Origin of the sequence: Curtobacterium sp. BH-2-1-1, assembly GCF_001806325.1 — a bacterium.
In the GTDB taxonomy this organism is placed as follows: Bacteria; Actinomycetota; Actinomycetes; order Actinomycetales; family Microbacteriaceae; genus Curtobacterium.
This window is the reverse complement of the sequence record NZ_CP017580.1, coordinates 3,298,709-3,310,884: the sequence shown is the minus strand read 5'-3', so window position 1 is coordinate 3,310,884 and position 12,176 is coordinate 3,298,709. Positions and strand designations below refer to the sequence as shown.

At 70.1% G+C, this 12,176-nt stretch carries 12 protein-coding genes; 1 reads left to right on the top strand and 11 read right to left on the bottom strand.

Annotation, left to right across the window (positions count from 1 at the left end; genetic code table 11):
* Positions 1–64 precede the first annotated feature (64 nt).
* The 6 genes from BJK06_RS15690 to BJK06_RS15665 form a co-directional block, all read right to left on the bottom strand.
* Entirely contained in the window at positions 65–1,444 is a 1,380-nt protein-coding gene (locus BJK06_RS15690; protein ID WP_070418667.1) for a glucose-6-phosphate dehydrogenase, read from the bottom strand.
* Positions 1,445–1,643: 199 nt separating this feature from the next.
* Positions 1,644–2,060: a cytochrome c oxidase subunit 4 gene (locus BJK06_RS15685; protein WP_070418666.1), complete on the bottom strand. Its 417-nt coding sequence runs from the start codon at positions 2,058–2,060 to the stop codon at positions 1,644–1,646.
* Positions 2,061–2,064: 4 nt separating this feature from the next.
* Positions 2,065–3,804: a cytochrome c oxidase subunit I gene (gene ctaD, locus BJK06_RS15680; RefSeq protein ID WP_070418665.1), complete on the bottom strand. Its 1,740-nt coding sequence runs from the start codon at positions 3,802–3,804 to the stop codon at positions 2,065–2,067.
* Between the two features lie 12 nt (positions 3,805–3,816).
* Positions 3,817–4,719 carry a cytochrome c oxidase subunit II gene (gene coxB / locus BJK06_RS15675; protein WP_070418664.1) on the bottom strand — a complete coding sequence of 301 codons (903 nt, stop codon included), beginning with the start codon at positions 4,717–4,719 and terminating at the stop codon, positions 3,817–3,819.
* Positions 4,720–4,976: 257 nt separating this feature from the next.
* A complete protein-coding gene (locus BJK06_RS15670) occupies positions 4,977–5,351 on the bottom strand; it encodes an iron-sulfur cluster assembly accessory protein (RefSeq protein ID WP_156794889.1) in 375 nt (124 codons plus the stop codon).
* Between the two features lie 58 nt (positions 5,352–5,409).
* Positions 5,410–6,837: a dipeptidase gene (locus BJK06_RS15665; protein ID WP_070418663.1), complete on the bottom strand. Its 1,428-nt coding sequence runs from the start codon at positions 6,835–6,837 to the stop codon at positions 5,410–5,412.
* 53 nt (positions 6,838–6,890) lie between these two features.
* Here BJK06_RS15665 and BJK06_RS15660 point away from each other — a divergent pair, with 53 nt between their 5' ends.
* Positions 6,891–7,466 (top strand): DUF3043 domain-containing protein, encoded by a 576-nt coding sequence (locus BJK06_RS15660; RefSeq protein ID WP_070418662.1) that lies wholly within the window; start codon positions 6,891–6,893, stop codon positions 7,464–7,466.
* 566 nt (positions 7,467–8,032) lie between these two features.
* On the opposite strand, the gene BJK06_RS15655 is transcribed toward BJK06_RS15660, so the two are convergent.
* The 5 genes from BJK06_RS15655 to BJK06_RS15635 form a co-directional block, all read right to left on the bottom strand.
* Complete coding sequence (locus tag BJK06_RS15655) at positions 8,033–9,109, bottom strand: quinone-dependent dihydroorotate dehydrogenase (protein WP_083295319.1); 1,077 nt, start codon at positions 9,107–9,109, stop codon at positions 8,033–8,035.
* The gene (nrdR, locus tag BJK06_RS15650; RefSeq protein ID WP_070418661.1) at positions 9,106–9,603 is read right to left on the bottom strand and encodes a transcriptional regulator NrdR; all 498 of its coding nucleotides are present in this window, start codon (positions 9,601–9,603) and stop codon (positions 9,106–9,108) included. The genes BJK06_RS15655 and nrdR overlap by 4 nt, the downstream gene beginning before the upstream one ends.
* Before the next feature lie 12 nt (positions 9,604–9,615).
* Positions 9,616–10,923 carry a histidinol dehydrogenase gene (gene hisD / locus BJK06_RS15645; RefSeq protein WP_083295318.1) on the bottom strand — a complete coding sequence of 436 codons (1,308 nt, stop codon included), beginning with the start codon at positions 10,921–10,923 and terminating at the stop codon, positions 9,616–9,618.
* Positions 10,924–11,018: 95 nt separating this feature from the next.
* Positions 11,019–11,828 (bottom strand): phosphotransferase, encoded by an 810-nt coding sequence (locus tag BJK06_RS15640; protein WP_156794887.1) that lies wholly within the window; start codon positions 11,826–11,828, stop codon positions 11,019–11,021.
* Positions 11,825–12,175, bottom strand: coding sequence for a DUF2200 domain-containing protein (locus BJK06_RS15635; RefSeq protein ID WP_070418660.1), 351 nt, complete (start codon positions 12,173–12,175; stop codon positions 11,825–11,827). Before BJK06_RS15635 ends, BJK06_RS15640 begins: the two co-directional genes overlap by 4 nt.
* Position 12,176 lies beyond the last annotated feature (1 nt).

Genomic DNA, 12,176 nt, shown 5'->3' with positions numbered 1-12,176 from the left:
GCCAGCTGGCACCGTGCCTCCCGTCCGTCGTCACCGCCCGATCAGGGCGTCACCGTCGCGTCCGTCAGGACGAGGACTCCCAGTCCGCCGGACCGCGCGACCCCGCGCGGTACTCCTCGAGCGGGACCTCGTCCGCCTTCCAGGCGTCGACGACCGGCTCGACGATCTCCCAGCAGCGCTCGGCCACGTCACCGCGGATCGAGAGCAGCGGGTCGTCGTGGAAGATCCCGTTGAGGACCTCGCCGTAGGGGGTGAGCTCACCGTCCGCGAAGGAGGACGACAGGGTGACCTGGCCCATCTCGAACGGGTTGCCGCCGCCGTTGGCCGACACCGTCAGCTCGATCTCGTCGGGGTTGAGCACGATGCGGAGCGTGTCCGTCTTCGGCCGACCGGACAGGCCGGAGGGCAGGCGCGTCACGGGCTTGAAGGTGATCAGCACCTCCTTGCGGCTGTTGCCGAGTGCCTTGCCGGAACGGAGCGTGAACGGCACGCCCTTCCAGCGGGCGGTGTCCACCTCGACCGAGATCTCGGCGAGCGTCTCGGTGCCGCGCGACTTGTCGACGCCGTCCTCGTCCTGGTACGAGGGCAGCTCCTTGCCGTCGATGGTGCCGGCCGTGTAGACCGCACGACGCGACGCGATCTTCGGGTCGCCGCCCTTGAGCTCGGTCGAACGGAGCACCCGGGCCAGGGACGAGCGGAACTCGACCGCGTCGATGTCCGCGGGGGCGTCCATCGTCACGATGCCGAGGATCTGCAGCAGGTGCGACTGGATCATGTCGACCATCGCGCCGGCCTCGTCGTAGTACTGGGCGCGGTTCTCGAGACCGAGGGTCTCGTCGTAGAAGATGTCGACCTTCTCGATGTTGTCGGCGTTCCAGATCGGCTCGAACAGGCGGTTCGCGAAGCGCAGACCGATGATGTTCAGGACCGTGGTGCGACCGAGGAAGTGGTCGGTGCGGTGCACGCGCTCCTCGGGGACGAGCTTGAGGACCGTCTCGTTGAGGGCCTTCGCGCTGGCGACGTCCGTACCGAAGGGCTTCTCGAACGCGAGGGTCGTGCCCTCGGGCAGCTCGACCTGCTGGAGCGCCTCGCAGATGTCGGAGGCGATCTGCGGCGGCAACGCGAAGTAGAGGATCGGCTCGGCGTCGGCGTCGGCCGCGGCGAAGAGCGCCTTGAGGTGCTCGGGGTCGGTCGGGTCACCCTGGATGAACTGCGTCGACGCGAGGGTGGCGTCGACCTCCGGGCCCTTCACGTCCTGCGACGCGAAGGACTTCGTGACGACGTCCTTCCACTGCTCCTCGCTGCGGGCGCTGCGGCCCGTGCCGATGAGCTGGACGGGCACCGCTCGACCGCTCTGCAGGAACGTGCCAAGGCCCGGCAGCAGCAGGCGGGAGGCGAGGTCGCCCGTCGCGCCGAAGATGATGAGAGTGCGCTTGTCGGTCACCGGAGGTGACTCCTTTCGCTGTGGTGGGGGTGGTCCGCTTGAGGCCAAGGCGTGGGCGGACCGGTTGATTCCCGGACGAGCAGGTTCGTTGGTGTGCCTGCGTTCCGGAGGTCGTGCTGCGGTTCCGGTGTGGTGCTGGACGCACTTCGGGCGGCACCGGTGTGGTGCCGCCCGAAGTCAGGTGCGCTGGAGGTCCAGGTCAGTGACCGAAGTTGCCGCGGTAGTACTCGTAGACCCAGCCGACGAGGGTGATCGCCACGCAGGCGAGCCCGATCGGGACGATCCACAGCCCGGCTGCGACACCGAGGAAGCAGAGCGCCGTGGCACCCGCGAGCAGGATGGGCCACCACGACCACGGGCTGAAGTGCCCGAGCTCGGCGTCGCCGTCCTCGATGTTGGCGTCGGGGCGGTCCTCGGGGAGGACACCGCCCTGGGAGGACATGACCTTGCCGAGGTAGAACGCGATGAACGCGGACATGATCCCGGTGAGGCCGATGGCCACCGTGCCGACCCACTCCGGGTGACCGTAGTAGAGCAGCGACCAGATGGTGTACGCGGCGTCCGCGAGGATGAAGAACCCGAAGAGGATCCAGAACAGGTTGGTGTTGGCGCGCATCGCCTTACTTCACCTCGCCCTTCGCGGCGTCGTAGGTCGGAGCGTCGGGGGCGTCCTTGGCCGGACCCACACCGATCGGCACACCCGCTTCGGGGTGGTTGAGGTCGAACGCCGGCGACTCCGAACGGATGCGCGGGATCGACGTGAAGTTGTGCCGCGGCGGCGGGCAGCTGGTCGCCCACTCGAGCGAGCGGCCGTAGCCCCACGGGTCGTTCACGGCGACCTTCGGCGCGTTCCGGGCGGTCACGTAGACGTTGAAGATGAACGGCAGGAACGAGATCGCGAGGATCATCGAGCCGATCGTCGACAGCTGGTTCATCCAGGTGAACCCGTCGTTCGGCAGGTAGGTCGCGTAACGACGCGGCATGCCGATGACGCCCAGCCAGTGCTGGATGAGGAACGTCGTGTGGAAGCCGATGAACAGGAGCCAGAAGTGGATCTTGCCGAGGCGCTCGTTGAGCATCTTGCCCGTCCACTTCGGCCACCAGAAGTAGAAGCCGGAGAACATCGCGAACACGACGGTTCCGAAGACCACGTAGTGGAAGTGCGCGACGACGAAGTACGAGTCGGACACGTGGAAGTCGAGCGGCGGCGACGCCAGGATCACACCGGTGAGACCACCGAACGTGAAGGTGATGAGGAAGCCGACGGCCCAGAGCAGTGGCGTCTCGAACGTGACCGAACCGCGCCACATCGTGCCGACCCAGTTGAAGATCTTCACGCCGGTCGGGACCGCGATGAGCATCGTCATGAGCGAGAACCACGGGAGCAGGACGCCACCGGTGACGTACATGTGGTGCGCCCACACAGTGACCGAGAGGGCCGCGATGGCGATGGTCGCGTAGACGAGGGTCTTGTACCCGAAGATCGGCTTGCGGCTGAACACCGGGAAGACCTCGGAGACGATGCCGAAGAACGGCAGCGCGATGATGTACACCTCGGGGTGGCCGAAGAACCAGAAGAGGTGCTGCCAGAGCAGGGCTCCGCCGTTCGCCGGGTTGAAGATCTGCGCGTCGAACACGCGGTCGAGACCGAGGCCGAACAGCGCGGCGGCGAGGACCGGGAAGGCCATCAGCACGAGCAGCGCGGTCACGAGGGTATTCCACGTGAAGATCGACATGCGGAACATGGTCAGACCCGGGGCACGCATCGTGATGATCGTGGTGATGAAGTTCACCGCACCGAGGATCGTCGAGAAGCCGGTCATGCCGAGGCCGAAGACCCAGAGGGTGCCGCCGAGCCCTGGTGTGAACGTCGTGTCACTCAGTGGCGCGTAGGCGAACCACCCGAACGACGCGGCGCCCTGCGGGGTGAGGAAGCCGCCGACGGCGATGAGCGAGCCGAACAGGTAGAGCCAGAAGGCGAACCCGTTCAGACGCGGGAAGGCGACGTCCGGCGCACCGATCTGCAGCGGCATGATCGCGTTCGCGAAGCCCGAGAAGAGCGGGGTCGCGAACATCAGCAGCATGATCGTGCCGTGCATCGTGAAGAGCTGGTTGTACTGCTCCTTCGTCGCGACCACGTGCAGGCCGGGCTCGAAGAGCTGGGCACGGATGACGAGCGCCATCACACCCGCGAGCAGGAAGAAGATGAACGAGGCGATCAGGTACATGTACCCGATGGTCTTGTGGTCCGTGGAGGTGATCCACCGGACGATGATGTTGCCCTTCCGGCCGACCTTCGACGCCTGGAAGTCCAGTGTCGTGGTCCCTGCAGCCGGCTGGCCGACGAGTGACGTGGTCATCTGACGGAGCCCCTACTTGTTGTCGCTCGACGCCGTGACGGGCGTCTTGTCGTTGGGTTCGTTCGTGTTGGTGTTGTACTCGTTGCCGAGCAGACCGACCTTGCCCTGCTCCTCGAGCGAGTCGAGGTACTTCTGGTACTCGGCCGGGGTGACGACCTTCACCTGGAAGAGCATGAGCGAGTGGTACTCACCGCACAGCTCCGCGCACTTGCCCTGGTAGGTACCGAGCTTCTGCGGGATGAAGTACTCGTCGTTCGTCTTGCCCGGGAGCATGTCCTTCTTGTAGAGGAAGTCGATGATCCAGAACGAGTGGTCGACGTCGCGGGACGAGAGCTCGATGTGGACCTTCTTGCCCTTGGGCAGGTAGAGGGTCGGGAGCTGCGACTCGTCGATCGCGCCGTTGGCGTTCTCTTCTTCCTGGGCCTGGATGCCCTGGTAGTAGACGCTCTTGGACTTGTCGTCCTCGTTGATGTAGTTGAAGTCCCACGCCCAGCGCTTGCCGTAGACGTGGATCGTCGCGTCGGCGTTCTTGAACGGCTGCTCGATCGCGGCCTGGTCCTTGGCGGTGAAGGCGAAGAAGCCGAGCACGAGGATCAGCGGCACGATCGTGTAGAAGATCTCGAGCGGCATGTTGTAGCGCATCTGCACCGGCAGGCCGGTCTGGCCCTTGCGGCGGCGGTAGACGATCGCTGCCCAGATGATGAGGCCCCACACGATCAGACCGACCGCGAGCAGCACGACCCAGCTGGTGGTCCACAGGCCGACGATACGGCTCGTGTGGTTGGTGACGTCCTTCGTCTCCTCCGTGCCGGGGAGCCATCCGTTCAGCTGCTGCTGCGTGCAACCAGCCAGTGCGATGACCAGACCGACGGCCACCGGGACGGCCGCCCAACGTATACGGCGATTCGAACGCACTGTTACCTCTCGGAAGAACGTGAAACCGGAGCAGGCCGCGACGCGAAGGTCGCGCATGGCTCGCTCCCAGCTTGGTTGGAACACTCCTAGCTTACTCGCAGCTCGGGACCGCTCGCGCACACGCGACACACCTCGGGCCGCGATCCGCACTCCGTCCGGGCGGGTTTTCCCTGGTCGTGCGGGATGCCACGCCCGGGAACGAACGAGCGGGGAGCGACCGTGTCGGTCACTCCCCGCTCGTGTCGGGTCGACGGAGATCAGTGGAAGCTGTCACCGCACGCGCAGCTGCCCTGCGCGTTGGGGTTGTCGATCGTGAAGCCCTGCTTCTGGATGGTGTCCTCGAAGTCGATCGAGGCGCCGTCGAGGTACGGGACGCTCATCTTGTCGACGACGACCTCGACGCCGTCGCCGAACTCGGCCGTGGAGTCGCCGTCGAGCAGGCGCTCGTCGAAGTAGAGCTGGTAGATCAGGCCGGAGCACCCGCCGGGCTGGACGGCGAGGCGCAGGCGGAGGTCGTCGCGGCCTTCCTGTTCGAGGAGGCTCGCCACCTTCGCCGCGGCCGCGTCGCTGAGCAGGACGCCGTGCGACGGCGCCTCGGTCGTCGGTGCGTGGTCGGTGATGGTGTCGCTCATCCGCGCGTCTCCCTCCGTGCGGTGTCGTTCACCGCGCTTGGACCGATTGTAAGCACCGTCAGCCGCGAGTCGCGAGACGCGCGAGCAGGATCGTCTCCGATGCGATGGCGCGGTGCAGGACGCCGAGGTGCTGCGACTCGTTCGGGCTGTGCGCGCGGGTGTCCGGGTCCTCGACGCCGGTCACGAGGATCTGCGCCTCCGGGAACTGGGCGGCGAGGTCCGAGACGAACGGGATCGAGCCGCCGATGCCCTGCTCGACGGGCGACTCGCCCCAGCCCTCGGCCATCGCGGTCCGCGCTTCCTGGACCGCCCACCCGGCGGTGTCCACGAGGAACCCGTCTCCGGCGTCCGGCTCGCTGATCTCCATCCGGGCGCCGAACGGCACGTGCGCCCGCAGGTGCCGCTCGACCGCGGCGTACGCGTCCGTCGCGGCCTGTCCCGGCGCGACCCGCACCGAGACCCGGGCGGAGACCGTCGGCAGCAGGGTGTTCGACGCGTTCGCGACGCTCGGTACGTCCATGCCCGTCACGGTGATCGACGGCTGGAACCACATCCGCGAGAGCACGTCGCCACGGCCGACCGGACGGACCCCCGGGAGCAGTGCCGCGTCGGCGGCGAGCTGCTCCTCGGTGCGCTCGGGCACGTCGGCGTCGTACGAGGAGAGGCCCTCGACCGCGACGGCGCCGTCGTCGTCGTGCAGCGAGGCGAGCAGACGGACCATCGGGATCATGGCGTCCGGCGCCGCTCCCCCGAACATGCCGCTGTGGCTCGCGTGCTCGAGGGTCGTCAGGGTCAGCTTGAAGGTGACGTTGCCGCGCAGGGAGACGGTGATCGACGGGACCTCGGTCGACCAGTTGTCGCTGTCCGCGACGACGATGACGTCGGCGGCGAGGTGCTCCTGCTGCTCGCGGAGGAACGTGCGGAACGACCGCGAGCCGAACTCCTCCTCGCCCTCGATGAACAGGACGACGCCGAGCTCCAGGTCGTCCCCGAACTGCGCGTGCAGCGCCCGGAGCGACGCGATGTGGGTCATCACGCCGGCCTTGTCGTCCGAGGCACCGCGGCCGTACAGGCGGTCGCCACGCAGCGTCGGCTCGAACGGCGGGGTCTCCCAGAGCGCGTCGTCGCCCTGCGGCTGGACGTCGTGGTGGGCGTAGAGCATCACGGTCGGCTTGCCGTTGCGGGCCGGGCGGACCGCGAGGACCGCGGGCTGACCGAGCTCGTGCGGGTCGTCGTCACTGATCGCCGACCGGATGATCTCGACCTGGTCGTCCGCGAAGACGCCGGTGCTCCGGGCCAGGTCCGCCACGGCACGGGCGCTCGCGAGCACGTTCGACTCGTCGTACGCCGACCACGACACCGACGGGATCCGCACCAGGTCGGACAGGTCGGCGATCGTCGAGGGCAGCGATCCCTGCACGTGTTCGCGGAGGGCGTCGAGGAGTGCGGGGTCGGTGGCGGCGGCGTGCTGGTCGGTGTCGGTCATGTCCCGTAATCTAGAGGACGATCCAGCACGCAGACCGCAGTCAGGAACGCATCGTGGCGAAGGCAGCCCCCAAGACCAACACGACCGTCAACCCGTCCGAGGCCGAGCTCCTCGAACAGGGGAAGGGCCGTCCGACGCCGACCCGTCGCGAGCGCGAGGCGGCGAACCGCCGTCCCATCGTCGGCGGCTCCGCCGAGGACAAGAAGGCGGCTCGTGCCCGGCTCACGAACGAGCGCGAGAAGGCCCGCGTCGGCATGGCCAACGGCGAGGAGCGCTACCTCCCCGCGAAGGACAAGGGCGAGCAGCGCAAGTTCGTGCGCGACTGGATCGACGCCCGCTGGAACGTCGGCGAGATCATGATGCCGGTGCTCGTGCTGTTCCTCATCGTCGGGTTTGCCGCGTCGCAGACCGTGATCGCGTCGTACTCGCTGCTGCTCGTGTGGGCGTTCGTGGCGCTCTTCGTGCTCGACTGCATCGTGCTCTGGCTGTCGTTCCGCAAGAAGCTGACGGCCAAGTTCGGCTCGATGCAGCGCGGGACGTTCCTCTACATCCTCACGCGGGCGTGGCAGCTGCGCTTCCTGCGCCTGCCGAAGCCGCAGGTCAAGCGCGGGCAGTACCCCACCGTCTGATCGCTCCCCATCGCAGCGCCGTCCGGTCCGCCGGGCGGCGCTGCGTCGTTCCCGGCGCGCGGCCCCCGCCGGCCCCGCCGCCCCCGCCGGCCCCGCCGGACCCGCCGGCCCCCGCCGGCCCCCGCCGAGCGGGCAGTATCCGTCACGCTCGCGGGCGCCGGACGGCACATTCCGCCCACTCGCCGGCCTGCCGGCCACCTGCCGGGGCACGCGCCGACCGCCCACCGGACGGGAGGCGCGGTGCGGCCCCGACCCGCGCCTCCCCTCCGTCAGGTGCTCGACGCGGCCATGCGATCCACCCGGTACGCATCGGCGAGGTCGCGGGAAGTGCCGCTCCGCGGCGCGCGCGACGGCGCATTGCGCGACCTCGCCACAGCACACGCGGCGTGTCGTGCGACCTCGACGACGGACACCCGGACCCGACGACGGACACGCAGACCCGGCCCCAGACCCGCGACCCCGACCGGTCACGACTCGCCGCGTACGACTCGCCGAGCGGGCAGAACGCACCGCCACGACGCGTCGAGCGTGACGTATTTCGCCCGCTCGGCGACGCGCACGCGACGTCAGCGCGCCGCGCGCCCCAACCGCCGCCGCCGGAGCCGGTTGATCCGCGTCGCCCAGGTCGGCCCCTCGTAGAGGAACGCCGTGTAGCCCTGCACCAGGGTCGCCCCGGCGTCGATGCGGTCCTGCACGTCCTGCTCGGTCGTGACGCCGCCGACCGCGATCACGCAGAAGTCCGACGGCACCGCGGCCCGGACCCGCCGCAGGACCTCGAGCGACCGAGCCGCGACCGGTGCGCCGGACAGTCCCCCGGCACCCATCGCCTCGACGTCCGCCGCCGGCGTGCGGAGTCCCGAGCGGGAGATCGTGGTGTTGTTCGCGATGACGCCGGCCAACCCGAGGGAGACGGCCAGTCCGGCGATCGCGTCGATCTGCTCGTCGGTGAGATCCGGCGCGATCTTCACCAGCACGGGCACCTTGCCGGCGGCGTCGCGCACGGCAGTGAGCAGCGGGCGGAGCTGGTCGAGCTCCTGCAGACCGCGCAGCCCAGGCGTGTTCGGCGAGCTGACGTTGACCGCGAGGTAGTCCGCGAACGGCGCGAGCCTGCGCGTCGACTCGAGGTAGTCGTCGACGGCGTCCTCGACGGCGACGACCCGGCTCTTGCCGATGTTCACGCCGATGACGGGTCGTCCGGGGTTGCGGCGGGCACGCTCCAACCGACGTGCTGCTGCGGCGGCACCGTGGTTGTTGAAGCCCATGCGGTTGATGAGGGCGCGGTCGGGGATGAGCCGGAAGAGCCGCGGGCGCTCGTTGCCGGGCTGCGGCTTGGCGGTGATGGTGCCGACCTCGACGTGCCCGAACCCGAGGACACCGAGTCCGGCGATCCCCCGGGCGTCCTTGTCGAACCCGGCGGCCAGGCCGAAGCGGGACGGGAAGTGGATCCCCATGGTCGTCACGCCGTCGGCGGCGGAGGGCCGCGAGTAGCGCTCGACGAGTCGTCCGACGACGGGCAGGTGCGGCAGCCACTTGATCACCGCGAACGCGATGTGGTGCGCGCGCTCGGGGTCCATGTTGGCGAACACCGAGCGGAACACGACGGAGTACCCGCCGCGGACGATCCGTTCCGCGATGCCGCTCACGCGCCGGCCCCGGCCGGGGACGAACCGGCGACCGGGTCGGCCGCGCCGTGGTGGTCGCGGCGGAGCTGGCCGATGGCGTCCTCGAAGTCCTCGAGCGAGTCGAAGGCCTGGTAGACGCTCGCGAACCGGAGGTACGCGACCTCGTCGAGTTCGCGGAGCGGCGCGAGGATCGCGAGCCCGATGTCGTTCGCGTCGATCTGGCTCGACCCCGAGGACCGCACGGTCTCCTCGACGCGCTGCGCGAGGATCGCCAGGTCGCCGTCGGTCACCGGGCGTCCCTGGCAGGCCTTGCGCACGCCGGACACGATCTTGTCGCGGCTGAACGGCTCGGTCACCCCGTTGCGCTTCACCACGTTGAGCGAAGCGGTCTCGGTGGTCGAGAAACGGCGGCCGCAGTTCGGGCACTGACGACGGCGACGGATGGAGGTTCCGTCGTCGCTCGTCCGGGAGTCGACGACGCGGGAGTCCGGGTGGCGGCAGAAGGGGCAGAACATGTCGACCCCAGGCTACCGGTTCGTGCGCTCCGTCACGGCGGCGCCGTGCGCGGGGAGCTGCTCCTCGGTCGCGAGGGCGACGATGTGCGGCGCGACCTCGGCGAGGGCCTCGGGCGAGTAGCGGATGACCTGCTGCGGGCGGAGGAACGTCGACGCGGACAGTCCGGAGCCGAAGCGCGCCTGCCCGCCGGTCGGCAGCACGTGGTTGGACCCGGCCAGGTAGTCGCCGAGGCTGACCGGCGTGCTCGGCCCGACGAACACGGCGCCCGCGGCGTCGATGTCAGCGAGGACCGCGTCGTCGTCGACGGTCTGGATCTCGAGGTGCTCCGGTCCGTAGGCGTTGCTCACGGTCGCCGCGTCGGCGAGCGAGTCCACGAGCACGATCGCGGACTGCGGTCCGTCCAGGGCGACCTGGAGGCGCGACGCGGTCCCGACACGCGCAGCACGTTCCGGGATGGCCGCCTCCACCGCGTCGGCGAACGCCGCCGACGTCGTCACCAGCACGCTGCCGGCCTGCTCGTCGTGCTCGGCCTGGCTGATGAGGTCGGCGGCCACGTACCCGGGGTCCGCGGTGTCGTCGGCGATCACGAGGATCTCCGTCGCGCCGGCCTCGGCGTCGATGCCGACGACACCGCGCACGAGGCGCTTGGCCGCTGCGACGTAGTTGTTGCCGGGGCCCGTGACGAGGTCGACGGGCTCGAGGCCGATCGACGGGACGCCGTACGCCAGTGCACCGACGGCTCCGGCGCCGCCCATGGCGTAGACCTCGTCGATGCCGAGCAGGCCGGCGGCCGCGAGGATCGTCGGGTGCACCGCTCCCCCGTGGTCGCGCTGCGGGGGCGACACGAGCGCGATCGACCGCACTCCGGCGACCTGGGCGGGGACGACGTTCATGACGACGCTCGACGGGTACACCGCCTTGCCACCGGGCACGTAGAGGCCCACGCGGCGCATCGGCTGCCAGCGCTGGTGCACCTCGGCGCCGTCGGCCAGGGTGGTCACGGACGCGGCGGGCACCTGCGCCGCACTCGCTGCCCGGACCCGGCGGATGGCCTCGTCGAGCGCTTCCCGGAGCTCGGGCGTGAGGCCGGCGACGGCCGCGGCGATCTCGGCAGCCGGGACCCGCACGTGCTCGGGCGCTCCCCCGTCGAACCGTTCGGCCTGGTCGTACAGCGCCGACGCCCCGTGCTCGCGGACGGCGTCGACGAGCTCGCGGGCGGCGTCCACCGCGTGCGAGACGTCACCGGCGGCGCGCGGCATGAGTCGGAGGAGTTCGGCACGGGCGGGGAGGCCGCCACGGAGGTCGATTCGCTGCATCATCAGGTGGTCAAGCCTACCGAGCGCGGACGGGAGGTCGGTGGCGGACCGGCACCGCGCCTCCTGGCCCGCGGTGACGAGGCCCGCGGCCCGCGTCGTCAGGCCAGCGCGTCGACGACGGGGCGGTGTCGGGCGGCGGCTGCCGCGTCCCAGGCGCCGAGCAGGTGGAGCGTCGCGATGCGGAACGCGAGCGCGCGGACCAGCAGTTGGTCCCACTCCGCGACGTCGGCACCGAGGGCGCCGAGCTGCGTGACCGGGACGCCGTGCCAGCACACCGCGTCCACCGCGGCGACGGCCGCGCCGAACCCGGCGGGTCGCCAGGACGGCGGCCAGTCGATGACGGCGGGGACGGCGGGGACGGCGGCATCGGCGAAGAGGACGTTGCCGAGCAGATCGCCGTGGACGAGCTGTGACGGCGCTCGGACGGGCCGGAAGGCTGCGGCGAGGCGGTCGAGCGTGGAGTCGTCCGGCAGGCGCGCTGCTCCCCAGGCCATCCGGTCGGCGCGGCCCCACGCGTCGGCGGGGCACGGCGCGGACGGGGCGAGGAACGCGGGGCGATCGAGGTGTGCGATCGCTCGGTGGAAGGCGTTCCCGACGCGGATGACGTCGGCGACCCGGGTCTCGTCGGCGCGGCCGGGTAGCCACTCCCACGCCTCCCACGCGCCGGCGCGCCAGGGGCCGTCGACTGCTCGGACGGGTCGAGGTGTGCGGAACGTCGAGGTGTGCGCCAGCTCGGCGAGGACGCCCGCCCGCCAGTCCGTCACCGTCGCGCCGTCGTGCGGTCGGAGGACGACGTCGCCGGCGCGCCAGGTCAGCCCGCGCCCGCCCGCGAGCCGTTCGAGCCGCTGGTCGCCCACGCCGAAGGCACGCAGAGTGCCGGCGTCCGGACCGCCCGCCACGGTGTTCACGCGGTCCGGAGCACCTTCGACATCGGACGGCCATTCGCGACCTCGTCGACGAGCTTGTCCAGGTACCGGATCTGCCGCATGAGCGGGTCGTCGAGTTCCTCGATCCGGACGCCGCAGATCACGCCGGTGATGAGCGGTGCGTTCGGATGGAGGTGCGCGGCCGCGAAGAAGTCCTCGAACGTGCTCTCATCGGCGAGGTGCTTCTCGAGCGCGGCGTCGTCGAACCCCGTGAGCCACTCGATCACCGCGTCGAGCTCGGCCTTGGTGTGCCCCTTGCGCTCCACCTTCGCGAGGTAGTGCGGGTACACCGCCGCGAACGGCGTGCCGAAGATGCGGTGCCCGGCCATC